The following is a 23,331-nucleotide window of genomic DNA, read 5'->3' as shown; positions in this document are numbered from 1 at the left end:
TTATCGCAACATTTGGTTGTCACAGCAATTGTTTATCACAGCAATTGGTTAGCGCAGCAGAGCCACCACGGTCTGGCGCCGCACATTGGCCTGGGCAGACACGGCCTGATACGTTGCGCGGAAATCCTGCTCGCCCAACTGACGAGCGCTCGTCAACTTGCTTTCCAGCACTTCGCCCCCCAGCGTACCCGCGGAAACTTGCTGAGCACGCCGGTCGATAGCACCCAAGTAAGCCTGGGTGTCGGACAGGCTGGTTTGTACCTGCTGTAGGTACTGATTGACCTGGCTGAGGCTGCTGCGAATCCCTTCCTGGCTGCCGAGATTGATCGCCAGCTCTTCCACCCCTTCCGGCTCCGGCTGGACCTTAATCGTGTTCGGCTGACCGGCCGGGTAGCGATGCCCCTGCCCGGTCACCATCACCTGCTGTTCCAGCTGACGGTAGGCCGACTCTTCAGCCCGGAACAGCAGGGCGCCGTTTTCTCCGGCCTGCAGTCGGATGCCCAACGGGATCAGCGCCCGATCCAGTTGGTTCACCAGAGCTTTGTCGCTTTTCTGACTGTCGAGGCTCAGCACCACACTGCCCATTTGCGGGAAGTCGATCCGAACTTGTTCGCTTTGCTCACGCTGACGCGTCAGGTTCAACCCCGGGATCGTAAACGTCCGTTGCACCGGCTGCTTGTGCTGAAACCGCAGTCGCGCATCGAGCACACGGCCTTCTTCGTTCCGCGCCTGATCCAGGGACTGACGGATCCGCTGCTGGCTGGTTGCCATCTGATCGGCCAGAGAAGCTGCGCTCTGCGCCCCTTGTAACACGCGGGTCAGCCCCCGCTTCACCGTAAACAGATCTTGCCCGACCTGCTTCAACGCCTGCTGGGCGATCTGCGCCGCGCTGACCTGCTGCTGCCCCTGGGCCAGCAGCACATTCATCGACGAATAGCCGCCCTTCGGCATCGCGGCCTGATCAAAGGTGCGTCCCGGCAACGCTTTCGAGCCCGTTTTTTCCGCCACCATGGACGGGACGATCCCGGCCTGGCTCTGGCCGGTTAACCTGACATCGTGGGCTCTGACTTCAGTTGTTGCACTTACCATGGGATACCTGACCTGCTAGATCCGTGAAAAGAGTGACAAGTCATTGATCTTGACGTAACTGGCCTGCGTGGCCTGCAGCGCACTTATATAGTTGTTGAGCCGAACAGACGCCTCGCCGTAGTCCAGCGCCTCAATATCACTGCTGACTTTCTCCACAAACAGTTTGTTATCCGTGTGGCTGCTGGCCATCAAGTCCAGATTGTTGAAACGGCCGCCAATGGTCGTCATCGCCGACAGTACATTCCCCAGGGTGGTATCGATCGCGCCCAGGGCTGAATTCACTTCCGCCTGAAAGTTCGGCGTCGGCTGGCGAAACTCGGTCAGCAGTCGATCAATCTGGTTGATCACATTGGTCCCGCCTAAGTCGAGGATGTCCTGGGCGGTCACATTGGACTCCATGGTCACGCCTTTCGCAACGGTGACCACACGCTTATCGGCATTGCCACCGATATTTAAGGTACCGTTATTCTCAACCAGTGACGGGGTATCGGTTTGCGTCCCGGAAAAGATATAGTGACCCTCTTCATTCTGGGCATTAAACGTCGACACCAGTGAATCCCGCAGGCTTTCCAGCTGGTTGGCAATACCCGCCCGGTCAACGTCGGTCAGCGAGCCGTTGGCCCCCCAAACCACCAGATCACGCATACTCTTGAGCGTATTATTGGCCGCATCCAGATATGTTTCCTGACCGGACAACGCTGTCTTGACATTGTCGATGTTACTTTTGTACTGATCGATCGCGCTGCCTTCCCGTGACAGGTTCAGCAGCTTGATGGCGTCAATCGGCGCATCAGACAATTTAGTTAACTCTTTCCCGGTCGCCATCTGCTCCATCACTTTGCCGAGCCCGGCATTGTTCGTTTGCAGGCTTTGCAACATCATCTGGCTAAACTGGGTATCACTAATTCTCATGCGCCCTCCTTAAAACGTTTTCAAAACGGTGTCGAACAGTTGATTGGCCGTACTGATCACTTTCATGTTGGCCTGGTAGGCATTGGCGAACTGCATCAGGTTCGCGGCCTCTTCATCGCTGTTCACCGCACTCAAGTTATCCCGGGCAGCAATGGCCTGTTGGTTCAGGCTTTTCTTGGCCGAGAAGTCGGTACTGGCCTGGCGGGACTTGATGGCCGTTTCACCCACCATAGCGCCAAAGGCATCGTTGATGCTGACATTCCCCAGCCCGGTGATTGAAAACGTCTTGTTGCTGAGTGCAATCAGCTCGGTCAGGACACCGCTGTTGCCCGGATTGCCGTCTGCCGAAAAGGCCAGCTCTTCGGGTTTCAGACCGGTCACATCCAGGCTCGCGGCCGGGTTGGCCGGATCATATTGAAACAGCGCCTGCCCCGGCTGACCGTTCAAATCCTTACCGCCGGCAAGCGTGGTATTCATCGCGTCTGCAATGGATGCGGCCATTTCATTCAACATATTCTGGTACGGCTTCAGCGTCTCTTGCTGATAGTCAGCAATCGCACCGATTTCACCGCCCACATTCGTATTGATTGGAAAATTCTGGTCCGCAAACGTCACACTAAGCTGGGCCGAGTAAGCATCGTCCACGTCCGGAATTGCCTTCAGCGTTGCGGCATCCCCGCCAATCACCAACGGTTGGCCAGTCGCCAGCGTCAGTTGCAAACTGCCGTCCGGTTGCTCGGAAGTCTGAATGTCCATCAACTGCGACAGCTCACCAATGAGCTTATCGCGGGCATCCTGCAGCTGGGCCGGGTTGCCCGTGGTACCGGACAGCTCAACGAGCTGGTCATTGATACCGGCGATATTGCTGAGCAGGTTATTCGCCTGGTTGATCGCGGCACCGCGCTGATCATGCAAGGCTTTGTGTTGCTCGTGCAGGGACGTCGTCAGGGTATTAAAGCGGCGGGACAATGCCTCGGCTTCGTTAATGATTTGCTGACGCAACGGGGCCGATTCCGGCCGCACCGATGCGTCATTCAAGGCTGCATAAAGCGTGTCGAGACCCGCCGAAATACTGAAACCATCCGCACCAAGCATGTTTTCCAACTGGCTTAAGTTTTCCATATAGCGGGACGAATAGGCGGCATCGCTGGTCGTCGACCAGGTCTGACGCACCAGATATTGATCGCTGATCCGCCGAATACTGGTGACTTCTACACCGCCACCGGCGCTGTAACGATCCAAGCTGCCAGAACTCAAGGCGTTCATCACGGCCTGTTGGCGGCTATACCCCGGGGTATTCACGTTGGCGACGTTTTGCGCCGTCGCATCCAGGGCTGCCTTGTTGGCATTCAACCCGGTTAACGCAATATTCATTAAACTCATCTGCGGCTATCGCTCCATTCTGCGGATCAGCGGCTGCTGAAATGCGACCTGACTCAAGGTCGTTTGGATACGCATTCTCAGTTCCTCTGGTGATTCCATGGCGACCACCGGTGCGCTTTCATTAAGGCGGGTGTCGTTTTTCATCTCAGTCTTGTCGGACACCGCAGCGTTTTGCTGGGTATCCGCAGCTGCGGTGCCTACCCCATCGGCGATCGGTGTTTGGGCGGCAGACGGAGCTGTCTTACCCGCAGCGCCGACCGGGTTAGCCTCATTGGCAGATTCAACGGCCTGGGCCAACACTTGCTGAGACTTGGGACCCAGCTGTTTGATCAGCATATCGGCGATTCCGCTGCGCTGGTTCTTCGCCAGTTCAATCGCCAGCTGGCCGTCGTAGAAATCCCGGTACACCCCTTGCTCCTTGCTGGAAAACGGGTTGTCATCCGCCGCCAGCACATCACTGCTGCTGCGCATCTGGCGCAGCACCATTTGTAAGAACATGGCTTCAAACTGACCGGCAACCGTCTCCAGCGCCTGCTGCTTATCACTGCTATGACGGATCCCGGCCAGCGCGCTGTTATCGTGATACAACATCGCAGATTGATAAGGCTGATCGGCTTTCGCGTCTAATTTCATTGCTGCTCCTTAAATCACAACCAGCTCGGCATTCAGGGCACCGGCTTCATGGAGCGCCTGAAGGATTGACATCAGATCATCAGGGGTCGCGCCGAGGCTGTTCACGGCCGTCACGATCGTGTTGAGCTCAGTCCCTTCCGGCCAGATGTACATCTGCGCTTCTTCCTGATTAATATCGACCGCGGAGTCGTTCACCACTTTGGTTTCCCCGCCGGCAAAGGCATTCGGCTGGCTGACCTGCTGCTTCTCGGAAATCGTCACCGTCAGGCTGCCGTGACTGACCGCCGCCTTGCTGACTTTCACATTCTGGCCGATCACCACCGTGCCGGTCCGTGAGTTAAACACCACCCGCGCCGGCTTGCGCCCCTGAACCACGGTCAGCTCTTCGAGCATCGACATCAAAATCACCCGCTGCTGGGTGTCCTTCGGCGCCTGCATCTCTACCCGGCCCTGGTTAATGGCTGTCGCGACATTCGGGCCAAAGGTGCGATTGATCACCCGGGTAATATTTTTGGCGGTGGTAAAGCTCGGTTGACGCAAGTTCAGCGTGATCACCGACTTGTCATTGAAATCCGACGAAATCTCCCGCTCCAGAATGGCCCCGTTCGGGATCCGGCCGGTCGTCGGCGTGTTAATCGTCACTTTCGAGCCGCTGCGCCCTTCGGCCTGGGCACCACCCACGACCAGGTTCCCCTGGGCGACGGCGTACACTTCCCCGTCAATCCCGCGCAGAGGAGTCATCAGCAGGGTGCCGCCACGCAGGCTCTTGGCATCCCCGATGGAAGAGATCACCACGTTCAGCGACTGCCCCGGTCCCGCCATGGGATCGACCATAGCCGTCACGCTCACCGAGGCAACGTTTTTCAGTTTCGGATCGCTGCTGTCCCCAATCTGCACGCCGAACTGGCGCAGCATGTTGGTGATCGACTGGCTGGTAAACTTCACCTGGTTCCGGTCCCCGGTCCCGTCCAGGCCCACCACCAGCCCGTAGCCCACCAGTTGGTTCGAGCGAATACCCTGAATATCGACCAGATCCATCATGGGCGTGGCCGTTTCGGCCCGGGCGGTAACACTCAACGCGGCCGACAGACTCAGGGCCGCGAACAGAAAAAATTTTGCACTAGGCTTCATTAAAATGGCATCCAAGGGCTGTTGAAGAACTGGGAAAGCCAGCCGGCGGCATTGCTGTCTGCCAGCGCCCCACGGCCGGAGTAGGTGATCCGGGCATCGCCGATCCGCAGAGACGAGACCTGATTCCGACGATCGACATCGTCGACCCGGACAATCCCGGTCAGGCGGATAAATTCATCCCCCTGATTCAGACGCAACCATTTTTCACCACTGACCCGCAGCACCCCATTCGGCAAGACTTCATGAACGGTGACGGTAATGGCCCCCTCCAGCTTGTTGCCCTGCGAGCTGGCGGCCGAACCGTCAAAACTGCGGTCGGCGTTGATTTCAACCTCCAGGTCTTCAATCGTCTTGCTGCCAAACGTCGGCGCTTCGAACCCGACCGATGAGTCTTTGCCGTATTTGGTATTGGCTTTCTTGCTCGACTCGGTTTCCTCGTTGAGCAGCACCGTCAGGATGTCACCAACCCGGTAAGCCCGGCGATCCTGAAACAACGTCATCATGTACTGATGACGATACAGGCTGCCGTCTTTCGCTTCAGGCAGGGAATAATCCAACGGCGGCGGCGCGTAAGCTGCATCGTCCGGCTCGGGCGGAACAAATTCAGGCCGCATACTGCAGCCGGTCAGGAACACGGCTGCGAGTAAGCAAAACTGGAAGGAGGTAGGCCATTTCATGCGTCACTCCTTACACTGACTGAGCAACAAACTTCAGCATGTCGTCAGCCGCTGAGACAACTTTGGCATTCATCTCGTAAGCACGCTGGGTTGTGATCATGTCGACCATTTCTTCAACCACCTGTACGTTGGAGCCTTCGAGTGCCCCTTGCTTGATGCTGCCGGCACCATCCAGCCCCGGTACCATCTCATCGGCCTGGCCGCTGGCGCCCGTTTCACGGAACAGGTTGCCGCCGACGGCTTCCAGACCGGCCGGGTTGATGAATTTCGCCAACGTGATCTGTCCCAGATCCTGCGGCTGCGAGTTGCCCGCAACCACTGCGGTGACTGTGCCGTCAACGCCGACAGACAGGCTGTGCGCATTTTCCGGGATCTGAATTTGCGGCATCAGCGGCAGGCCCTGGCTGTTCACCATCATGCCTTCAGAGTTGACATGGAACTGACCGTTCCGGCTGTACATCAGCTCGCCGTCCGAGTTTTCAATCTGGAAGAAACCCGCACCCATCACCGCCAGATCCAGCTCCTGGCTGGTGTTTTGCGTGTTGCCCTGGGTAAACACTTTCTGCGTGCCGACCACCCGTACCCCGCTGCCCAACTGGACACCGCTTGGCAACTCATTGACCTGATCCACCTGGGCGCCCGGCTGGCGCTGGATGCTGTAGAACAGATCTTCAAACACCACGCGATCGCGCTTAAAGCCGACCGTGTTTACGTTGGCCAGGTTGTTGGAAATGGCGGTCATCTTGGTATCTTGTGCCGCCATCCCCGTTTTACTTACCCATAATGCCGAGTGCATTACTCTCTCCTTAAACTCTGAATTTGATGTTGTTCCGGCGGAAGCCGTTAACGCTCACTGATCAAACGGTTGCCCGACTTGGCCAGGGTTTCCGCGGTTTTCATCATCCGCACCTGCATTTCGAAGTTCCGGGTCAGGGACATCACCCCCACCAGCTCATCGATTGCCGAGACATTACTGCCTTCGAGGTGCTCCGCGGCCACCATCACGGTGGCATCGGCTGCCAGGGCATCACCATCAACGCTGTGCAGCAAGCCATCGCTCTCTTTTTGCAATTGGTTGTTGTCCGGTTTCACCAGTTTCAGCTGACCGACTTCAACCTTGGCACCGCCCCCCGGCGGCACCACGGACACCACGCCTTTATCACTGATTTCAACCTGCTGGTGCTGCGGCAGCACCATCGCATTGCCGTCAGCCATCAGCGGGAAACCGTTAACCGTCATGTTGCCCTGCTGATCGACCCGGATATTCCCGGCCCGGGTATAGGCTTCATTGCCGTCCGGGGTCTGGACGGTGAAAAAGCCGTCGCCACTAATTGCAATATCCAGCGCGCGGCCGGTTTTAATTAAATCGCCGGAGTCAAAGCGTGTTGAAGCCGAGTTGGTTGCCACCAGGGTGCGGCCGTCAAAACCCGCGCCCTGGATCTGCATACTCTGAACCCGCTCCATATCCGCCCGGAAACCGGCGGTATCGGCATTCGACAAGTTATTCGAGCGAACATGCTGGGCCTGCAATACCCGGCTGGCACCACTCGTTGCGGTATATAGGAAGCTATCCACAATGCGGCTCCGTTACACTGCGTTAAACAGGGTCTGGGTCAGCTTGTCTGACGTGGAAATCGTTTTAGCATTGGCCTGGTAGTTCCGCTGCGCCGTCATCAGGCTGACCAGCTCAGTGGTCAGATCCACGTTCGAGCCTTCCAGTGCGCCCGACGTCAGACCGCCGAAAATACCGTTGCCCGGCTCACCGGTCACCGGTGCCCCGGAGCTGAAGCTTTCCATCCAGGCGGTATTGCTGGTTTTCACCAGTCCCTGGGTGTTGGCAAAGTTCGCCAGTACCACCTGACCTTGCAGCTGCGACTGCCCGTTGGTGTAGGTGGCAAACACCATCCCGTTATCTTCAACCCGGACCCCGGCCAGCTGGCCAGAGCTGTAGCCGTTCGGATTATTGGTGCTCACACCGAAGTCCGCGCCATACTGGGTGGAGCCCTTCAGATTCAGGTCCATCGTGACGGCTTCAGCACCCGGGGGCGCAAACGCGATATCCACCGCATCCACCGGCGCGCTCAGAGAGCCATCCTGTTTAAAATCAACACTGTAGGTGTAAGTGTTCTGATTGTTGACCTGCACTTTGCCGCCATCGACCTGAACATGCACGTCCCACTTGTTCTCACCGCTTTTCACAAAGTACTGGGTCACGGTGTGCGGGTTGCCCAGCGAGTCAAACACCTTGGTGGTATAGGATGAGTTAAAGGTTTCCGGATTGTTTGCATCAAAGACCTGCGCGGTACCGTCCGCTTTCAGCGGCTGAGACACACGGGCATCAAAGTTTGCCACAAAGTCCATGTTGTCCGTCGCTTTCGCCGCCAGCGAAGAGGTGGAGATTTTCAGATCGCCGACCGCACCGGTTTGCAGCTGGTTATTGCCGTCGACCCCGTAACCTTGCAGCTTCATGCCGCCATTGCTGATAATGTTGTTGTCTTTATCGGTGTTGAACACCCCGGAGCGGGTGTACAGGGTCTGGCCGGCAGCATCTTTGGTCATGAAAAAGCCACCACCGCTGATGGCCAGATCCAGCGCCCGACCGGTCCCGGTCACCTGGCCGTTCTTGTCAAAGTTCTGCGAAATCGACGCGACTTCCACCCCGCCCGGCTGCATGCCGTTATACACCGCTGAAAATTCGGTCCGGGCTTCTTTAAAGCCGGAAGTGCCGACGTTGGCAATGTTGTTACTGATGGTGTTGAGCTGAACGTTAGTTGCGCCCAGACCACTTAGTGCAATATCAAAACTCATAAGATCCTCTGTTCAAGAAAAAGGTTAAGCGCCAAATTGACTGATTTGGTAGAAAGGAACGCTCCCCACCCCGGCAACGTTCACCAGCGCAGCGCCACCGTTACTCGGCACACGGACCTGAGCCACTTCACCGCTCATCAGAATGTTCGGCTGGCCCAGTCCCTCGTCCAGTTCAACCGCAACGGTATATTTACCCGGCTTCAGGCCGAGCTCCGCCGGATTAATCGTAAAGTCGACATCGCCCGGGGCACGGCCGCCCATCGGTACTTTGGTGGTCTGACCGTATTCATCTTTGATCAGCAGATTGACCTGGTTCGAGGCGTGCTGCAGTTCAATTTTTCCCTTCTGAACCTGATCAGACAGCTCGAACGCACCGGTATCGACATACACGGTCTGGCCCACCAGCCCGGCCGTGGACAACACCTGCATGTTATCCAGCAACACCATGCTGTTTTGCATCACCTTGGACATGTTCTCGGTACTTTCAACCTGAGAGAACTGCGCCAGCTGGCTGACATACTCGGTGCCATCTAGCGGGTTGAGCGGGTCCTGGTTCTGGATCTGCGCCACCATCAGGGTAATGAATTCATTGTGCAGCGACTCCGCGCTGTTCATGTTCGTCGGGTTGGCTTTCACCTGGCTTTCCGAAACCGTGCTGACCGGCTTGTCGGTGCTCATGGCATTAAACGGGGCCAGACTCATCGGTTACCCTCCCCCAGACGCAGCAGGCCCTGCTGCATGCTTTTCACATTGCTGAGGACCGACACATTGGTTTCAAAACTGCGGGTGGCCGACATCATGTCCGCCATTTCCGCCACCACATCCACATCCGGGTAGTAGACATAGCCTTCATCGTCGGCCAGCGGGCTGTGCGGCTCAAACCGCTTTTCCGCGTCGCCCTGACTCTTCACCACGTCGACAATCCGGACTTCAGCATGCGGGTAAGCCGCATTGCCCTGGGACAACTGAGTCTTGTTGTAGACAGTGGCAAACACCGGCTTCATGGCCTTGTAAACATCATCCGGGTTGGCTGAAACCGCATCGGCATTGGCCAGGTTACTGGCCACGGTATTCAGACGAACCGTCTGGGCTGTCATCGCCGAACCGGCAATCGAGTAGATATCAGTAAATGACATAGTGCTTAACGTCCTTCTATCGCTTTTGCTAATCCGCTGAATTTCATATTCAAAAATGTCAGACTGGTCTGGAAACTCATGTTGTTCTCGGCAAATTTGGCTTGCTCGACGCCCAATTCAACCGTGTTACCGTCTTGCGTGTTCTGGTACGGCACTGCGTACTGCGATGACATCTGAAGCTGAGGTACCGGCTTGTCGACCTTGTTTCCGCCGCTATTTTTCATTACGGTTTTAAAGCTCAGGTCTTTCGCGAGATACCCAGGTGTGTCAACATTCGCCAGGTTACTGGCCAGCACCTTGGTGCGTTCCACCCTGAAGTTCAGCGCATCCGGGTGAACACCTAACGCATTGTCAAAACTGATCGCCATAATAAGGTCCTTAAATCTGGCTATTACTCGTGTGGTCATCCAAAATTCGTGCCATAAATTAATTTTATATTTTTCAATGAATTATAATTACAAACGGAAGCAGCACTTCCGCCCGGCGGAAGAAAAACGGAAACACGGGAAGCAAGCACGCATCGGCTTGCACCTGGGCCTGCTCCTCGGCTTGGCTGGGCTGTGGGCGACGCCGGGAACCAGTGCGCCGACAGACACCAACGTCGACCCGGCGGCTTTGCACGCGCAACTGCAGGGCGAAATCACCCGCGAGTTGTCCGTTGCTGCCGAACGCTATCAGTGGCAAGACTACCGGGCAGCGATCAACATCACCCTGCCGACTTCCGTCAAGCACCTGCCGGCTTGCGATACGCCGATCGTGATTGCCGCCGCCGATCAACAAAGCCAGCCAATCGGCAACCTCAAGCGGAAAGTCAGTTGCCAGAGCGGCCCGCAAACCTGGGAGCTCAACACCACCGTCAGTGTGGCGCTGACACTCCCGGTGCTCGTCGCTAAATCCACCATCAACCGGGACACCAAAATTGACGCGACGATGCTGTCGCAACAAACCCTGACCTTCCGGCACGACAAGGCGTTTGCAACGCAGCCACAGCAAGTGATTGGCCGACTCGCTACCCGGCGGATCCGGACCGGACAGGTGATCAGCCCGACCTATCTTGAACGCCTGTGGCTGGTCGAAAAGGGGGAGGAAGTGCTGATCATTGCCAGCAAACACGGCATGCAGGCAACCACCAAAGGGATTGCCCGGGAAAACGGTGCCCAGGGAGAGCAAATCAGTGTTCAGAATCAACGCTCGGCCAAAGTCATCCGCGCCATCGTCAGCGACCGGGGCAAGGTCCGAACTATTTTTTAATTTTGATTTAACAACGGCGGCGAACCCGTCGTTCCTATTAAGTATCAATCATCACTTTCACACATCGGAGCCAGCATGAAGATCGATAAAGTGTCGGGCACGCACATTCCGCACACCCCAGTCAGCACTCGGGACACCAAGCCGGAGACGGCAGAACCCGTCCGTCAACCGCAATCACCGGCTGTCTCCGTCAATACCCGGATGATTGACCAGGCTCAATCTGAACTCAGCACTTTACCGGATATCGATCTGGCCAAAGTTGAATCGGTGAAGCAGGCACTGGCCCGCGGCGAACTGAATTTAGACATTAAAGCCCTGGCCGGGGCCGTGATGCGTTTTCACACCGGCCACGAATAACAGCCGGATACCCGTCATCACCAGAGACACGTTTTCAAAGAGGCATTTCAGGTGACGCAGTTCAGTAACCACACCACTGAGCAGGCACGCGCAGGACACGCGCAGCCGGGGCAAAAGCCCAACAAGCAACAGGCATTACTGCTGCTGATGAAAGGGATCCAAAGTGATTTGGCGCATTATCGCCAGCTCCATCAACTGATGTATGAGCAGCAACGCAGCTACCTTCACTTTGATGGTGAACAGTTGTTGCAGCTTACCCAGCAACAGCAACCCCTCATTGACCGTTTGCAAAGCAGCGCAGCCGAACGGCACGCCCTGCTGGGTCAACTCGGCGTACCGCAGAATCAGGCCGGAATGCAGGCACTCCTGAATGCCTTGCCGGACAAGGTCAAGCGGCCGATGCAAACCTATTGGCAGCAACTGGCAAGCCAGGTGCAGGCCTGCCAAAAGCTCAACCACAGCAATGGCCGACTGTCGGCATCGTTCCGGGAACTCTTAAAAGATGTCGGCCAGGGACAAAGTTACGAAACCGACCGGCTGATGACCTGACCATGTTTCACGGTATCACATCCGATTCCCCAAACCGGCCGGATGCCGCGCCCGGAAAACGTTGGCTCCGGGCACCGTCCAAGCTCGCTCGTATCCTGATGCTGGCTGGGAGCTTCAGCCTGGCGCTGTTGCAACCGACCGTGAGTGTCGCGGCGATCGCCAATAGCACGGCCGAACAGCTCTCTATCTTGCAGATCGAAGATCACTATCAAGCGCTGTATCCGCACAAGCAGCTCATTGAACAGCAATATCAACGCTACCCGCGCCAGGTCGCGCAGATCTTTCACTTACTCAAACAACACCATTTACCGGCTGAGCTGGCGCTGATCCCGATGATGGAATCCTCATTCAACCCGCAGGCAGTCTCACCTGCCGGTGCCGGCGGCTTATGGCAACTGATGCCCGCCACCGCCCAGCGCTTCGGCCTGACGGTAAATGATCAGACCGACGAGCGTTTTGATCTGGCGCGCAGCACCGAAGCGGCCGTGCGTTATCTGGCGTTTCTTTATCAGAAATTCGACCGGAATCTCCCTCTGATCCTGGCAGCATACAATGCCGGAGAAGGCCGGGTTCAGCGCACCCTTGCCAAGCAACCGGACACCCCGTTCTCGGCGTTAGAACTGCCGCAGGAAACCCTGTCCTATGTGCATAAATTCTATGCTTTGAAGGATTTGCTCAGCCTGGCGTCGCTTGCTGAACACTCCCCGGCGGCTGAGTCCATCCGCCCGCTGAACGCGCGCCAGAAACAACAGCTGGCAGCCCTGTTCGCCCGACGGGAGATCATCGATATGTCCCCCATCGCTCCCCTGATCGCGCTGTAAACTCAGCGCGACACTTTGATGAGCGGCACGCACATGATCAGCAATGCCGCAGTCCACAGCAACACCTGATAACTCAGCGCACCCGAATCTGACACCGAGCCAGTGACCGAATCTGTTACCGAGACCAGGGCGGCTCCGGCTATCCCGGCCGCACCACTCCCCAAGTGCTGCAATGCATTTTGAAAGCCGATAAACCGGGCCCGCAACGCGTCACTCAGCGCGCAAGTCACTTCTGCAACCACCACGGTGGTGCGGGTCGCGCTGAGGATCATAAAAACAATCAAACCAAACAGTGCCTGCTGAGACAGCTGGGTATGAAAACCGGCCAACACCGCCAGCACCATGCCCGCGGAAAGCCCGGCAATCAGCCGTTGTTTCCGGACCCGGTGGTGCCACCGGCCATAAGCCTGAAAGGCCAGAAAACATCCGGCGCCCCCGATGATATACGCCCAGCTCAGCGATGCGGTCGGCACCTGTAACCCGGCCACCAGATAGACCGGATACTGAGTGACAATCAAAAAGGTACTGAACACCGCAAGAAACACCGCCAGCAACGGCCGGGCCAATCCCCAAACCGAGGGCGGCTCCGACGCAGCTTCCTGCCCTGCCCCTTTGGTCGCCTGCGCGCCGGCAGCCTGTTCAGTTGTTCGCTCTGCTGCGAGGTCTGAGCAGGATTCCGGTTTCAGCGGACGCAACATCGCCAGGGTGCTGGTCACCAAAATGCCACTCCCCAGCCAGATAAACACCCTCGGCCAACCGGCATCACCACTGAGCTGAAGCAAGGCGGGCACCCCCAGGGTCAGGGCCAGGGGGAACATCCCCATCACCAACGCCACCGCTTGTTTACGTTGCTCCAGCGGCAGTAAAGCCATCAGCAAGTTCAGATTCAGCGCCATCACCACGCCGGCACAACCACCTGCCAGGCCCCTCATTCCCAACAAGGCCGCAAAGCCGGGGGCAAACGCAAAACCGACCGTGACGGCGCCCAATCCCACCAGGGCCAGGCACAGTACACGCTGCATGCCGCCGGGCGTCGCGGCCGGTCTGAACAACACACTGGCCAGTGCCGCGGCCAACGCATAACTGCTGTTGAGATAACCGGCCTGTGCCGGAGACACCCCCATCGACAGCACCACCTCGGCGCTGAGCGGGATCACCACCAGGGCATCCAGCGCCACAAAAAATTGGATCAGGCACAGCAAGCCGAGTACAGTTCGGGCGCGACGGCGCACCTGTTCAACAATGACATCCATTTTAATTCTCCTTCTGAACGACAGCGGCCACCTTAAAACCTGAGACATGTGGGATAAAGATGCTAAATTGGGAAGGATAATTTCAAAAACAGGGATAGTAATGAGGAAAAGTCATGATGAGTGAGCTGGATCCCCGCTGGCTACGGAGCTTTCACCGTGTCGCGGAGTGCCGGAGCTTCAAAGCGGCGGCCGAACAACTGGAGATCCCGACCTCCAACCTCAGCCGGTATATCGCCAGCCTGGAAAAGCACCTCGATACCCGGCTGATTGAACGAACAACCCGGCACATGCGGCTCACCCAGGCCGGTGAACAGCTCTATGCCCGAACCTTGCCCCTGCTGGCAGCGCTCGATGCCGCACTGGAGGATGTTCGCCAGGAGACCCGGCAGATCAGCGGCACGCTGCGGATCCTGCTGCCGGACAGCCCGCAGTTTGCCACCCTGCTGACCCATTTTGCCCGCCGCCATCCGGGACTGACGATCCACTGTGATACCAGCCTGAGCGGGCGCGATCTCATGCAGGATTTGGTCACGGACGGCTTCGATCTGGTGCTGACTTTCAATCGGGGCCAACTGGCCGACAGCGGTTGGGTGGCCCGAAAAATCGCCGGTTGGCCGAGTCTCGTGGTTGGCTCGCCCGAGCTGATCCAAACCTACGGCAAGCCGGAATCCCTTCAGGCGCTGGCAAAATCTCCCTGCATTACCACCCTCACCGCGCTGAACGGCTCCCCCTGGCAGTTTGACACCGGCGGGCCAACACCGACCGTGCTCAAGGTAAACAGTCGGTTTAAGGTCAACAGCGGCCCAATGGCCGCCGCGGCTGCCCTCGCCGGACTTGGTTTTGCTTTGTTACCCGCAGATGCCTGTCAGCAGGCCATTGACGAGGGCCGACTGATCCCACTGGTACTGGAAGCGCCGCCGGTTGAACTGGCCCTCTATGCCTTTTACGCCGGACGTGCCCACTTGCCGAGAAAAGTTACCCTGTTTCTGGACGAGCTGCGCGCACATTTCCCCATCGACAATCTCGGCTGAGCGTCAGCGACCGCGTTTAATAGACCACTACGCTTGGTCAGCCACTGCGCTTGGTCAGCCAGACTGCCGCCAGGATCAGCAGGACGCCCAGCAACTGAATGGCACTGACGCCGCGGCTCATCGCATCCAGCGCGACCCCGGTCAGCAGCTGGCCGCCAATCACCAGCAGTGCGGTCAGCGACGCGCCCAGCCGGGGCAATACATAACTGTTCAGGGTGACGAACAGCGCGCCGATGATGCCGCCGGTCCAGGCCAGGAGCGGCGCATCAAGCGTTGCCGCAATAGACGCACTCGACCCGGATGTCGCAGCCATCAGCCAGACCACCAGGCTGAGAAAACCAAAGCCGACCAGGTGATTCCACAGGGAGGCATTGAGTGCGCCGGTTTCCTGGCCCAGGCGGCCGTTGATGATTCGACAGATGCTGATACAACCACCATTGATCAGCGCCAGTAAAATTGAAGTGATCATTGAACGTTTCCTCCGAATAAAATCAGCACGCCCCCGAGGGCAATCAAGGCCAGCACCATCGCATCGCCGCGTTTGATCGCCCGCTTGGGCAGGCCGAACCAACCGAAGGCATCACTGAGCAGCCCGAACAGCACTTGCCCGGCCATGATCAGTGCAATGGTGCCGGACAGTCCCAGCGGACTGTTCACGGTCACAGCGGCCAGGATCACGGTCATTGCCCCGGGGATCCCCCCCAAATAGGCCCAGAACGGCACACCGGTCACGATGGGTAAACGCAACTTGGTCCGATGCCATAGATTTGCCATCACCACCAAAATCAAACTGGTGATCGCCCCCACGCCATGGGCCAGCCAGGACGCCAACAGCGGCGAGCTGAACGTCGCGAGGTAGCTGTTGATTGCAATCATACTGGCCAGGGTGATCCCGCCGGTCAGCGCCAGGGCCACGTTCTTCGGTCCGAGGTGCGCCGCATTTGGGTGCTTTTCATTTGGCCGCTGTGCATTTAGATCTGGCGCGCCGGAATGGTTCGGGACCGAGTGATTGGCCCCGAGAGACTTGGCCTCGGGATATCTGGCGTCTAAAGATACCGAATGTGATTTCATCAGAATTTTCCTTCCTTACTGCATGGCGGGCACTATAGTTGGTTTCTTATTCTCTGATAATCACCTATATTTGGATTTCTTTGTTCCCCTGAAGTAAACAATAAAACATCACGTATGGATAACTACACCACTATTCCGGTCTTCACAACTGTGGTCGAGCTGGGCAGCTTCTCAGAGGCCGGGCGAAAGCTGGGGATCAACAAGTCTGCCGTCAGTAAGCGGATCTCAGCCCTGGAGGCCCACTTGGGCGTCAAACTCATTCAGCGAACCACCCGCAAACTGCGCCTGACCGAAGCCGGCGAGCAATACTACAGTTACGTGTGTCGGGCGCAGGCCCTGATCCAGGACGGCGAAGCCGCGATCAGCAGCCTGCAGGGCAGTCCCAAAGGCCACTTGAAAGTCAGTATTCCCATGGTCTTCGGCCAGCGCCACATTGCGCCGCTGCTCAGTGAGTTTTTGCAGCGCTATCCGGAGATTAAGCTGACGTTATCACTCGATGATCGGGTGGTGGATTTGTACGAAGAAGGGCTGGATATGGTGCTGCGTATCGGTGCGCTGGCCGATTCGAATCTGGTAGCCCGCAAGCTCTCCCCCTGCCGCAGCGTCCTTTGTGCCTCGCCAGAATACCTGGCCCGGCACGGCGTCCCGGCCACACTGGCCGATCTCAAACAGCACAATTGCCTGTACTACTCTTATTTCCGGGCCGGCACCGAATGGACATTCGAGGGACCGCAAGGCACCGAGCGATTCAAGCCGGAAGGGAACATTCAGGTCAACAACAGCGAGGTGCTGAAACAGTTGATGCTGGAACATATCGGGATTGGACAGATGCCGCTGTTTCTGGTCGAGCCGGAGCTGGCCTGCGGCAACCTGGTCCCGATGCTGGAGGACTATGCCCTGCCGGAGCACGGCATCTATGCCGTCTACCCGGAGCGGGCCTTTATGCCGGCCAAACTCCGGGTCTTTATTGAGTATCTGGAAGAAAAACTCTCGGCCAAGGAGCACATCTGGTAGGCATGGAGCAGCATCCGGTTTATTGAGCCGCCGGGTACCGGCGGCATATTCTCGAGGTCCCGAACGTCTATACCGCGAACTTCTGCATGGCCTGATTGAGATCGTCCACCTGGGCTTTAATCGTTTCGGCACGCTGACGCGCTGAGTCGCAGTGGCCTGAAACATCGCTGGCCGAGCCGGACAGCTCATGCACCAGACTCGCCAGCGACGCGGCCACTTCCGACTGCTGCTCTGTCGCCACGGCCATATTGCGAACTTTCTCCGCCACGTCATCCATCGAGCGAATCGTCGCCTGCAACGTCTCGCCAGCGGCGACGGTGTGCTCGGTGCCGGTCCCGACCAGGGTCTGGCTGGTCTCGATCACCGAAACCACCTGACGGGTCGACCCCTGAATCGCCTGAACAATAGCGTTAATCTCCGTGGTGGAATCGGTGGTGCGCTGCGCCAACAACCGCACTTCATCAGCCACGACCGCAAATCCGCGCCCCTGCTCACCGGCCCGGGCCGCTTCAATCGCCGCATTCAACGCCAGCAAATTGGTCTGCCCGGCGAGGTTTTCGATCACTTCCGTCACCCGCTCAATACGATCGCTTTCCGCGCTGAGGTGCTCCACCATACTGCTGGCCTGGCCGATCAGGGTATTCAGTTCAGCCACCGTTTGCTGGTTCCGGGCCAACGCCTGCTCGCCATCGGTGAGTTGTGACACGGCTTGTTGCAAATCCGCGGCAGCCGTTTGGGTATGCCGGGCCGTCTCATCCGCCGTCACCGACATTTCCTCGATTGCCGCAGCCATCGAACTGACTTTCTCCGCCTGTTTCACCGCCTCGCCGGCCGTACCGCTGTTATTCACCAGCAGTTGATCCATGCTGCGGTCAACCCCGGCCGTTTTCTCGCTCACCCCGGTCACCAGGGACGACAGGGAAGCTGTCATTCGGTTTACCGCATTCACCAAGGCTGCAATTTCATCCCGGCCTTCCCCGGCCAGCGGCTGTCCGGAAAAATCACCGTGAGAGATGTCATCGGCCCGTTTGACCACCCGTGCCAAACGGGTACCGATATGGCGGCCCAGCCAGGTCGCCACAAGCAAAGCACTCGTTGCGGCCACCAGCACGACCGCAATCAAGGTCATGGTGATCTGATCCATTTTCTCAGCAACCGCCACCCCGCCCTGTTGGGCCTGCGCCTGCCGGGCAGAGACTACGCCATCAAGGATCTCAGCCAGCGTTGCCGCAGCCGGGGCTGTTTGTTGCGCCATCATATCGTTCGCCCGATTCCATTGCGGCGACTGACGCAATGTAATCACTTGCTCGGCCAGCGGCAGATACAGCTGCTGCATTTCTTCAAACAGTTGCCATAACCCCTGATCACTGCTGCTTAAGCTGTGTTGCTTGCCCTGAATCTCAGCCACGGCCTGTTGATGACGCGCCATCAACTCCTGGTACTTCTCCAGTCGTGCCGTCTGGCCATCAAACAAATAATCGCGCAACACGCCCAGCGCATTTGAGAGTGACGTGTAGCTATCGGCATACAACTTCATCAGCCGTTTCCGCTCACCCCCTTCGGGGTTGGTCACTTCTTCATTGATCAGGCTTTGCAACTGATCTAAAGCCACTTCCGCGATTGGTGCCGCTTCATTTTGCATCAGAGCATGCGCCGGTAAATTCTCTTCGCTGTGGCTGATTGCTACAATCGCCTGCTCGCTGGCCTTCAATGTCTGCCAAACGTCGTTGAGTTGCCGAGATTGCGTGTCGCTCACCAGCGGGCTCAACGCCTCCAGTTGCTGCTCAACCTGAGAGAAAATCCCGTTCATCTGCCGGGTTAAAGCCTGGGCTTCCTCCCCGGCACCGTCGAGCAACATATAAGCGCGCAGCGTCAACAGCGACGCCTGGACGGATTGCTGTAACGAACGGCTGACTTCGACCGTCGGTAAATCATCATGAAGCAAAGAGCGGGCGCTCCGCTCGACCTGGCCGATTTGCTGATAGAGGATCACGGCAGCGCCGATAAACAGCGCGATGATCAACAAAAAACTCATCCTGAGTTTTCTGGCAATAGAAAATGTCATGGGCAGTCAGTCCGTTGTTACACCACAGAAAGGTTAATATAGTGTTAATAAACCAGGGAATAAACAACAAACGCCGATTGTTCTCTCCAAACGGTGATCAACCACTCCTTGATACGCAATCACCAACATATGCAACCAAATCATTGATTCCATCAATGTGAAACGGCCAATCTCGTTCACGTAGCATTCACCCCTACCTCAATAATATAAATATCAACAAGAAAGCGACGCGCAAACCGCGGCGTTGAATCGAAAAACAGAACTGAAGAACAAGGGGATAAGGGATGCAGTGTCATCACAAACGTCTACAGCGAATCAAACGGACACTTTGGCAACGAATGATTTATAAAGAAGTCCACCGCTGCCATGAATGTGGTGAACGGATTAAGATCTAACGCCGTAGCGCCTGGACGTTGAACAAACAATACAAAATCAAATGGCGTCCGTGCACTCGAAGGCCAGCAAAGACATCGTCAACGCTAGGGATAAATAAAAAAGGAGGTCACTCAGGGTGACCTCCTTTTTTTTCATCGACCGGGCAGAAATCACACAATCCAGCTTACGAGTGATAAATTTCGTTTTAGCCTTCAGTATTTCCCGTGCAGGTTAAAGATAATCCGTTGGACGTTACTTCCCGACCAGCCCGATATCGATCACCATCCATCGGATCTCAGTACTCGGCGCAGTGCCATCAATATCAAGAATGCCAAACTGTGCGTTGATTAAGGTTGTTGCGCATTGGGGAGCACCCTGCGCCTTGATTGGGGGAATTTGGGGCGCCGGGTACTCAATTGCTAAAGTGATTGATCAAAGATTGACTGTCTGTTTTAGAGCGGAGCAGATGGATCAATCCAGTCCAACACATAGCAACTTGTGAGCGGTTCTCCTTGTGAGTTTTCTCCTCCGATCAATATCATTCCATTGTCCGTAGTAAGACTGATGCCATACGCAGCACCAGACGGTAGACAGCCAACTTTGTGCCAACACGTCCCATCGAGCCGCCAAATGCTATCGGTGTAATGTTTGGTGAGCCCGAGATGGGTGTACCACTGCCCTTTCCGAAAGTTGTGCTGACTGCCCTGAAAATACGTGCCACCCGCAATAACATAGTTATTGTTGATTTGGCCGGAATAACTGCCTGCCAGCCCCTCATGGTCGCTGTCACTCGCCACAATTGATGGGATAAGCTGGCAGGAGATTTCATGACGTGAATGGAAAATAAACTGTTTGATTTGCGTACTTCTGAGACCCGGCTTAATTTCACCTTCAATCAAAGTGACGGTATGACCATCGTGAATCATCCCGGCGCCACAATTTGCTGAAAAAGGGTTCGGCTGTAAAATATGCCAATGATTATGCTCGACATCGAAACACCAGATATTCTGATTCCAGCCATAAGCCTCGACCGGTTGTGACATAAATTCCCTGAAGAGTCGCTGGTAACGCTCCGGCTCCAGGTTTTGATCGACTTTGGCAAGCGAAGCCAGAAAGCGGTCAAAAACGACGTTGTTATAACCGCCAAAAAATACCAGATAGCCCGGCTGAATCTCACATCCTGAAGCCCCCAATAACCCAATCGGAAGAACAGTATCCAACTGCTGCCATTGGCCAGTGCGGCCATCAAAGTAATATCCGTCCATCAAAACCTGAGGGGGATGCGCTGCATCTGTCGAGCCGGCACCGGAAAAGACATACAAACCGTCAGCAACCGGGATGGCAACCGCATCGTTTCGGGCAATGCCGGGAAACGCTGCAACTGCCTGCCAACCCAGAGACGGGGCATCCAGGTCGTAACAAAAAAAGCGGCTCCCTGCGCTCCCCAATCCAGCGTAAAGTCGGCGGCCAATTTTTCCGCCGACGCCGTTTTTCAGTCCCACCGGGAATTTGGCAAAAGAAGTGATATGAAGGGTCATGGCAGCATTCCTGTTAATCGGTGATCTCGACAGATGAGCCATTCCAGGCGAGCAGATACACTTTATTGCTCGCCTGGCGATCACTTTTTTCACCGCCGACGATCAACACGCCATCTTGAACGGTAAATGAGGCCCCGTAGGCCAACCCTTCTGGCAAATCGCTTGACTGCGACCACAGACCGTTCTGCAACACATATGACTGCGGATTAAATACTTTCTGCAATCCATTATGAGCAAACAGTTTTCCGTCTTCAAAGGCCGCTTTTGCGCCATGAAAGTTCGCCCCCCCAGCCACGATCAGCGCGCCGTTGCTGATCCCGGCGAATGCACCGGCCATCCCTTCCTGGACGGCAGATGGCTCAGGCGCTGGAAGAGAAAGTAAGCTCCGCCAGGGCTGTTTCTCGCCGAAGCGATATTGTTTTACTTCTGCGGTACGCAATCCCGGTTTGATTTCACCGCTCACCAGCGTCGCCAGCGGCCCTTCGGCGACCAGCGCCGAGCCGCAATTGGGGAGGTAGGGAGAGAGCCCTTGCTCGGACCACTGGCCGCTTGCCGGATGAAAACTCAGGACGTGGCGGTTCCACCGATAATCCAGTGGCGGCATTCCCATGTAGTCATCGACAACCTTCTGCCAAGCCGCGGGCTGTGTTTTTTTGTCAATCGTGTTGATATCGGAGAGGTACTGATCGAAATAGGCCTTATTGTATCCGCCAAAAAATACTATCTGTTGCCCGTCAGGTGAGTATGAGGCTGCCCCTAATAAGCCGACAGGGGACGAAGTGTCGACCTGTGACCAAGTGTCGGTTGTCAGGCGGTAACGATAGACGGTCTCAAACAGCACCGGGGATACATCTGCAGACTTGGCCTTACCCGAACCACCAAACACATAGATGTCGTCCCCAACAACCGCTGCCGTGGCGCCGTGGCGCGCCGGACCAATAAATGCTGCTTTCTGTTGCCAGCCTTGCTCCGGCTGCTGCAGATCCAGCATGTAAAACGTCTTACCGGCCGAGCCCAAACCTACAAAGACTTTATCGCCAATTTGGGCGCCGACCCCGTTTTTCATCCCCACTGGTAAATCTGGCCACAGATTGTCTGCATTCACACCAGTACTGGCGAACACAACAGCTGCAAGCAAAGGTGTAGTGAAAGGATTGGATATCTTATTCATTGTTCTGATTTCCTTATCATGAATGGCCTAAGCTGCCATCGCTGCGAATTAAAACCAGTCCAATTATCGATCAATGAAAAAATATTTCTTTGATCAATTTAACAATAAAAATAATTTTTATTTTTTGGTAAAAAAAAAGCTCATCTTGAATGAGCCTTACGAAAAAACATGAATCATCCGTCAGGAATCGTCAGCCATTCAATAATGGCATCACCACTTCCGCAGTATCGACAACGGATTCTGAGTATTCGGGATAAGTGTCGAGTAACGTATTAATCAGCACATCCACCAACAACAGGGCGCCCACTTTCGAAGCAAACGCGCCGCCGGAGAGCGGGCCTTCGGGCCGGGCAGCAACCAGCATTTCGGTCGACACTGCCGTCAGAGGGCTGTGGCTGACATTGGTAAGAGAGACGACGGGAATACCACGGGCATACGCTTGACTGGCCGCGTAGACAACTTCTTTGGTTGACCCTGAGCTGGACGCCGAAAACCACAGATCCCCTGCCGTGCACCGGACCGCGTTCATGGCCGCTAAATGGGTATCTTCGTACATGGTGACTTTCTTACCAATGCGCAACAGGCGGAACGCCAAATAGTGGCCGACGATACTGGAGGCTCCCACTCCCACACAGCTGATAAACTTCGCCTCATGGACCAGCTCACAAATCCGCTGGAGCGAGTTTCGATCGATCAACTTTGCCGTATCCTGCAAACTCGCCACCGCACTTTGCGCAGAGATCGTACAGATATCGCCATCAGTTTCCGCCAGAGGCTTACTGGCTGTCTGGCTGAGATCAACGGCTAATGCCATTCGAAAATCAGAATAACCTTTGTAGCCCATATCCCGGCAAAGGCGCACAACCGTCGCCTCGCTGGTTTTCGTATAACGCGCCAAATCCGTGATGGTTTGAAATTGAACGTCGTGAGCATTTGCCAGGATATAGTCAGCAACCACTCTGAGCTTTTTGCTCAACGGCTCTATGTTGGAACGTAACCGAACTAATAGATTTTTAGGCGAACTCACACTGGCCTCTTTGGGTATTTTTATACTGCTGTAAAAGTA

General features: G+C 56.3%; 25 protein-coding genes. 6 read left to right on the top strand and 19 right to left on the bottom strand.

Annotated features, from left to right (window positions below; all coding sequences use genetic code 11):
* Nucleotides 1–48: 48 nt before the first annotated feature.
* The 12 genes from VV869_RS15195 to flgB are packed head-to-tail and all read right to left on the bottom strand — an operon-like array spanning nucleotide 49 to nucleotide 10,137.
* A complete protein-coding gene (locus VV869_RS15195) occupies nucleotides 49–1,089 on the bottom strand; it encodes a flagellin (protein WP_337735773.1) in 1,041 nt (346 codons plus the stop codon).
* Between the two features lie 15 nt (nucleotides 1,090–1,104).
* On the bottom strand, nucleotides 1,105–2,001 hold the full coding sequence (flgL, locus tag VV869_RS15190) for a flagellar hook-associated protein FlgL (RefSeq protein ID WP_337735772.1): 897 nt from the start codon (nucleotides 1,999–2,001) through the stop codon (nucleotides 1,105–1,107).
* A 9-nt stretch (nucleotides 2,002–2,010) separates the two neighbouring features.
* Nucleotides 2,011–3,384 carry a flagellar hook-associated protein FlgK gene (gene flgK, locus VV869_RS15185; RefSeq protein WP_337735771.1) on the bottom strand — a complete coding sequence of 458 codons (1,374 nt, stop codon included), beginning with the start codon at nucleotides 3,382–3,384 and terminating at the stop codon, nucleotides 2,011–2,013.
* Nucleotides 3,385–3,390: 6 nt separating this feature from the next.
* Nucleotides 3,391–4,017 (bottom strand): rod-binding protein, encoded by a 627-nt coding sequence (locus VV869_RS15180; RefSeq protein WP_337735770.1) that lies wholly within the window; start codon nucleotides 4,015–4,017, stop codon nucleotides 3,391–3,393.
* Nucleotides 4,018–4,026: 9 nt separating this feature from the next.
* Nucleotides 4,027–5,148: a flagellar basal body P-ring protein FlgI gene (locus tag VV869_RS15175; protein ID WP_337735769.1), complete on the bottom strand. Its 1,122-nt coding sequence runs from the start codon at nucleotides 5,146–5,148 to the stop codon at nucleotides 4,027–4,029.
* Nucleotides 5,148–5,825, bottom strand: a complete 678-nt coding sequence (gene flgH, locus VV869_RS15170) for a flagellar basal body L-ring protein FlgH (RefSeq protein ID WP_337735768.1) — start codon at nucleotides 5,823–5,825, stop codon at nucleotides 5,148–5,150. The genes VV869_RS15175 and flgH overlap by 1 nt, the downstream gene beginning before the upstream one ends.
* Nucleotides 5,826–5,835: 10 nt before the next feature.
* The gene (gene flgG, locus VV869_RS15165) at nucleotides 5,836–6,621 is read right to left on the bottom strand and encodes a flagellar basal-body rod protein FlgG (protein WP_337735767.1); all 786 of its coding nucleotides are present in this window, start codon (nucleotides 6,619–6,621) and stop codon (nucleotides 5,836–5,838) included.
* Nucleotides 6,622–6,668: 47 nt separating this feature from the next.
* Nucleotides 6,669–7,400, bottom strand: coding sequence for a flagellar basal-body rod protein FlgF (flgF, locus tag VV869_RS15160; protein WP_337735766.1), 732 nt, complete (start codon nucleotides 7,398–7,400; stop codon nucleotides 6,669–6,671).
* Between the two features lie 12 nt (nucleotides 7,401–7,412).
* Nucleotides 7,413–8,633 carry a flagellar hook protein FlgE gene (gene flgE / locus VV869_RS15155; RefSeq protein ID WP_337735765.1) on the bottom strand — a complete coding sequence of 407 codons (1,221 nt, stop codon included), beginning with the start codon at nucleotides 8,631–8,633 and terminating at the stop codon, nucleotides 7,413–7,415.
* A 24-nt stretch (nucleotides 8,634–8,657) separates the two neighbouring features.
* Nucleotides 8,658–9,335: a flagellar hook assembly protein FlgD gene (flgD, locus tag VV869_RS15150; protein ID WP_337735764.1), complete on the bottom strand. Its 678-nt coding sequence runs from the start codon at nucleotides 9,333–9,335 to the stop codon at nucleotides 8,658–8,660.
* On the bottom strand, nucleotides 9,332–9,769 hold the full coding sequence (flgC, locus tag VV869_RS15145) for a flagellar basal body rod protein FlgC (RefSeq protein ID WP_337735763.1): 438 nt from the start codon (nucleotides 9,767–9,769) through the stop codon (nucleotides 9,332–9,334). Before flgC ends, flgD begins: the two co-directional genes overlap by 4 nt.
* Nucleotides 9,770–9,774: 5 nt before the next feature.
* Nucleotides 9,775–10,137 (bottom strand): flagellar basal body rod protein FlgB, encoded by a 363-nt coding sequence (flgB, locus tag VV869_RS15140; RefSeq protein ID WP_337735762.1) that lies wholly within the window; start codon nucleotides 10,135–10,137, stop codon nucleotides 9,775–9,777.
* A 76-nt stretch (nucleotides 10,138–10,213) separates the two neighbouring features.
* Between flgB and flgA the strand changes: the two genes are divergently transcribed.
* From flgA to VV869_RS15120, 4 genes are all read left to right on the top strand, one after another.
* Nucleotides 10,214–11,020, top strand: a complete 807-nt coding sequence (gene flgA / locus VV869_RS15135; protein WP_337735761.1) for a flagellar basal body P-ring formation chaperone FlgA — start codon at nucleotides 10,214–10,216, stop codon at nucleotides 11,018–11,020.
* 75 nt (nucleotides 11,021–11,095) lie between these two features.
* Entirely contained in the window at nucleotides 11,096–11,377 is a 282-nt protein-coding gene (flgM, locus tag VV869_RS15130; protein WP_337735760.1) for a flagellar biosynthesis anti-sigma factor FlgM, read from the top strand.
* 51 nt (nucleotides 11,378–11,428) lie between these two features.
* A complete protein-coding gene (gene flgN / locus VV869_RS15125) occupies nucleotides 11,429–11,926 on the top strand; it encodes a flagellar export chaperone FlgN (protein WP_337735759.1) in 498 nt (165 codons plus the stop codon).
* Nucleotides 11,927–11,928: 2 nt separating this feature from the next.
* Nucleotides 11,929–12,747 (top strand): lytic transglycosylase domain-containing protein, encoded by an 819-nt coding sequence (locus VV869_RS15120; RefSeq protein WP_337735758.1) that lies wholly within the window; start codon nucleotides 11,929–11,931, stop codon nucleotides 12,745–12,747.
* A 2-nt stretch (nucleotides 12,748–12,749) separates the two neighbouring features.
* On the opposite strand, the gene VV869_RS15115 is transcribed toward VV869_RS15120, so the two are convergent.
* Nucleotides 12,750–14,000 carry an MFS transporter gene (locus VV869_RS15115; protein WP_337735757.1) on the bottom strand — a complete coding sequence of 417 codons (1,251 nt, stop codon included), beginning with the start codon at nucleotides 13,998–14,000 and terminating at the stop codon, nucleotides 12,750–12,752.
* Nucleotides 14,001–14,113: 113 nt separating this feature from the next.
* Here VV869_RS15115 and VV869_RS15110 point away from each other — a divergent pair, with 113 nt between their 5' ends.
* On the top strand, nucleotides 14,114–15,031 hold the full coding sequence (locus VV869_RS15110; protein WP_337735756.1) for a LysR family transcriptional regulator: 918 nt from the start codon (nucleotides 14,114–14,116) through the stop codon (nucleotides 15,029–15,031).
* 37 nt (nucleotides 15,032–15,068) lie between these two features.
* Here VV869_RS15110 and VV869_RS15105 read toward each other — a convergent pair whose 3' ends face one another.
* Both VV869_RS15105 and VV869_RS15100 read right to left on the bottom strand, forming a co-directional pair.
* The gene (locus VV869_RS15105) at nucleotides 15,069–15,500 is read right to left on the bottom strand and encodes a DMT family transporter (protein ID WP_337735755.1); all 432 of its coding nucleotides are present in this window, start codon (nucleotides 15,498–15,500) and stop codon (nucleotides 15,069–15,071) included.
* Nucleotides 15,497–16,102 carry a DMT family transporter gene (locus VV869_RS15100; RefSeq protein WP_337735754.1) on the bottom strand — a complete coding sequence of 202 codons (606 nt, stop codon included), beginning with the start codon at nucleotides 16,100–16,102 and terminating at the stop codon, nucleotides 15,497–15,499. The genes VV869_RS15105 and VV869_RS15100 overlap by 4 nt, the downstream gene beginning before the upstream one ends.
* A gap of 114 nt (nucleotides 16,103–16,216) precedes the next feature.
* Here VV869_RS15100 and VV869_RS15095 point away from each other — a divergent pair, with 114 nt between their 5' ends.
* Nucleotides 16,217–17,116, top strand: coding sequence for a LysR family transcriptional regulator (locus VV869_RS15095; protein WP_337735753.1), 900 nt, complete (start codon nucleotides 16,217–16,219; stop codon nucleotides 17,114–17,116).
* A 67-nt stretch (nucleotides 17,117–17,183) separates the two neighbouring features.
* Here VV869_RS15095 and VV869_RS15090 read toward each other — a convergent pair whose 3' ends face one another.
* From VV869_RS15090 to VV869_RS15075, 4 genes are all read right to left on the bottom strand, one after another.
* Nucleotides 17,184–19,181, bottom strand: coding sequence for a HAMP domain-containing methyl-accepting chemotaxis protein (locus VV869_RS15090; protein ID WP_337735752.1), 1,998 nt, complete (start codon nucleotides 19,179–19,181; stop codon nucleotides 17,184–17,186).
* A gap of 827 nt (nucleotides 19,182–20,008) precedes the next feature.
* Nucleotides 20,009–21,094 (bottom strand): YjhT family mutarotase, encoded by a 1,086-nt coding sequence (locus VV869_RS15085; RefSeq protein ID WP_337735751.1) that lies wholly within the window; start codon nucleotides 21,092–21,094, stop codon nucleotides 20,009–20,011.
* Between the two features lie 13 nt (nucleotides 21,095–21,107).
* Nucleotides 21,108–22,265, bottom strand: coding sequence for an N-acetylneuraminate epimerase (locus VV869_RS15080; protein ID WP_337735750.1), 1,158 nt, complete (start codon nucleotides 22,263–22,265; stop codon nucleotides 21,108–21,110).
* A 190-nt stretch (nucleotides 22,266–22,455) separates the two neighbouring features.
* Nucleotides 22,456–23,292, bottom strand: a complete 837-nt coding sequence (locus VV869_RS15075; protein ID WP_337735749.1) for a MurR/RpiR family transcriptional regulator — start codon at nucleotides 23,290–23,292, stop codon at nucleotides 22,456–22,458.
* Between the last annotated feature and the right edge of the window lie 39 nt (nucleotides 23,293–23,331).

It is taken from the genome of Photobacterium sp. MCCC 1A19761 (assembly GCF_037389125.1).
Classification (GTDB): Bacteria; Pseudomonadota; Gammaproteobacteria; order Enterobacterales; family Vibrionaceae; genus Photobacterium.
This window is presented reverse-complemented; position numbering and strand designations above follow the sequence as displayed.

Coding starts and splice junctions, on each gene's coding strand:
- VV869_RS15195 (WP_337735773.1), bottom strand. CDS start 1,089: ATGGTAAGTGCAACAACTGAAGTCAGAGCCCACGATGTCAGGTTAACC.
- flgL (WP_337735772.1), bottom strand. CDS start 2,001: ATGAGAATTAGTGATACCCAGTTTAGCCAGATGATGTTGCAAAGCCTG.
- flgK (WP_337735771.1), bottom strand. CDS start 3,384: ATGAGTTTAATGAATATTGCGTTAACCGGGTTGAATGCCAACAAGGCA.
- VV869_RS15180 (WP_337735770.1), bottom strand. CDS start 4,017: ATGAAATTAGACGCGAAAGCCGATCAGCCTTATCAATCTGCGATGTTG.
- VV869_RS15175 (WP_337735769.1), bottom strand. CDS start 5,148: ATGAAGCCTAGTGCAAAATTTTTTCTGTTCGCGGCCCTGAGTCTGTCG.
- flgH (WP_337735768.1), bottom strand. CDS start 5,825: ATGAAATGGCCTACCTCCTTCCAGTTTTGCTTACTCGCAGCCGTGTTC.
- flgG (WP_337735767.1), bottom strand. CDS start 6,621: ATGCACTCGGCATTATGGGTAAGTAAAACGGGGATGGCGGCACAAGAT.
- flgE (WP_337735765.1), bottom strand. CDS start 8,633: ATGAGTTTTGATATTGCACTAAGTGGTCTGGGCGCAACTAACGTTCAG.
- flgD (WP_337735764.1), bottom strand. CDS start 9,335: ATGAGTCTGGCCCCGTTTAATGCCATGAGCACCGACAAGCCGGTCAGC.
- flgC (WP_337735763.1), bottom strand. CDS start 9,769: ATGTCATTTACTGATATCTACTCGATTGCCGGTTCGGCGATGACAGCC.
- flgB (WP_337735762.1), bottom strand. CDS start 10,137: ATGGCGATCAGTTTTGACAATGCGTTAGGTGTTCACCCGGATGCGCTG.
- flgA (WP_337735761.1), top strand. CDS start 10,214: ATGAATTATAATTACAAACGGAAGCAGCACTTCCGCCCGGCGGAAGAA.
- flgM (WP_337735760.1), top strand. CDS start 11,096: ATGAAGATCGATAAAGTGTCGGGCACGCACATTCCGCACACCCCAGTC.
- VV869_RS15120 (WP_337735758.1), top strand. CDS start 11,929: ATGTTTCACGGTATCACATCCGATTCCCCAAACCGGCCGGATGCCGCG.
- VV869_RS15115 (WP_337735757.1), bottom strand. CDS start 14,000: ATGGATGTCATTGTTGAACAGGTGCGCCGTCGCGCCCGAACTGTACTC.
- VV869_RS15110 (WP_337735756.1), top strand. CDS start 14,114: ATGATGAGTGAGCTGGATCCCCGCTGGCTACGGAGCTTTCACCGTGTC.
- VV869_RS15105 (WP_337735755.1), bottom strand. CDS start 15,500: ATGATCACTTCAATTTTACTGGCGCTGATCAATGGTGGTTGTATCAGC.
- VV869_RS15100 (WP_337735754.1), bottom strand. CDS start 16,102: ATGAAATCACATTCGGTATCTTTAGACGCCAGATATCCCGAGGCCAAG.
- VV869_RS15095 (WP_337735753.1), top strand. CDS start 16,217: ATGGATAACTACACCACTATTCCGGTCTTCACAACTGTGGTCGAGCTG.
- VV869_RS15090 (WP_337735752.1), bottom strand. CDS start 19,181: ATGACATTTTCTATTGCCAGAAAACTCAGGATGAGTTTTTTGTTGATC.
- VV869_RS15085 (WP_337735751.1), bottom strand. CDS start 21,094: ATGACCCTTCATATCACTTCTTTTGCCAAATTCCCGGTGGGACTGAAA.
- VV869_RS15080 (WP_337735750.1), bottom strand. CDS start 22,265: ATGAATAAGATATCCAATCCTTTCACTACACCTTTGCTTGCAGCTGTT.